The sequence below is a fragment of the Pseudoalteromonas sp. GutCa3 genome (assembly GCF_002836155.1).
Taxonomy (GTDB): Bacteria; Pseudomonadota; Gammaproteobacteria; order Enterobacterales; family Alteromonadaceae; genus Pseudoalteromonas; species Pseudoalteromonas arctica.
This window is the reverse complement of the sequence record NZ_PJBK01000001.1, coordinates 1-1,095: the sequence shown is the minus strand read 5'-3', so window position 1 is coordinate 1,095 and position 1,095 is coordinate 1. Positions and strand designations below refer to the sequence as shown.

Sequence of the window (1,095 nt, the reverse complement as noted above, 5' to 3'; positions counted from 1 at the left end):
CGCGGATTCAAATCTGAAGTGCATAACGTTTAGGCGGCTTTAGCCGCCAAGTGATCCTGCATCAATTTTGCAGGCGTTTCAAATCCAAGTGTCTTCCTCGGACGATTATTAAGTTGCTCAAGTACGGGTATAACTTGTGCTGGTGTTACCGCCTTAAAATCTGTGCTCTTCGGCCAATACTGACGTAGTAATCCATTCGTGTTTTCATTCAATCCGCGCTCCCATGAGTGATAAGGGTGAGCAAAATAAACAGGTACACTTAAAGCCTCTGTGATTTGCTCGTGATAAGCGAACTCTTTTCCATTGTCAGCTGTGATGCTATGAAGCGCTGACCTATATGGCCTTAATAGTTCTATCGTCGCCGCAGTGACGGCTTCCGCTGTTTTTCCTGCCACCTGAGTTGATACAGTGAATTGGGTAACCCGCTCTACAATGGTAACAAGGGCACCTCGATGACCTTTGCCTATGACGGTATCTATTTCCCAATCTCCGATACGGCCTTTCTCATCAACTATTTGTGGGCGCTCTTCAATGCTAACGCGATTTTTTATTTGCCCTCGGTTTGTTTTACCATGACTGCGCTTGTGATATTTCTTACCGTGTCGGCGCAGATGTAGGTATAACTCACCACCTGCTTTTTTATCTTCCCAGATATACAGATAAATGCATTCATGGCTGACAGACCGTTCACTTTCTTTGCGTAACCATCCCGTTATTTGTTCAGGACTCCACTTCTCATTAAGCTTCTGGGTAATTAAAGCTATTATTTCAGGTGTCATCTTAAGCGGTTTTCTTACACTTCTTCGGCGAAACAAAGCCCGCTCATGAGCTTGTTTGTGTCTGTAACCTCGCTTACCTGTATTTCTAGAAAGCTCTCTTGAAATCGTAGATTGCGATAAATTAGTTAGCTCAGCAATACTTTGTTGCGTAAAACCGCTTTTCTTTAGAACGGCGATCTGGCATCTTTGCGCATAGGTCAGTTGTTTGTAATGTCTCATTGTAAAATCTCTTGCCGGAGAAAAAGCAGTTAGCTTATGAGCAACTGACCACTTAATCTAGCCAAAACAAGTTATGCACTTACAATTTGAATCTAGG

The 1,095-nt window shown here is 43.3% G+C and carries 1 protein-coding gene; it reads right to left on the bottom strand.

Annotated elements, in window-relative coordinates; genetic code table 11:
• Positions 1-29 precede the first annotated feature (29 nt).
• Positions 30-998: an IS30 family transposase gene (locus CXF64_RS00005; RefSeq protein ID WP_101215985.1), complete on the bottom strand. Its 969-nt coding sequence runs from the start codon at positions 996-998 to the stop codon at positions 30-32.
• Between the last annotated feature and the right edge of the window lie 97 nt (positions 999-1,095).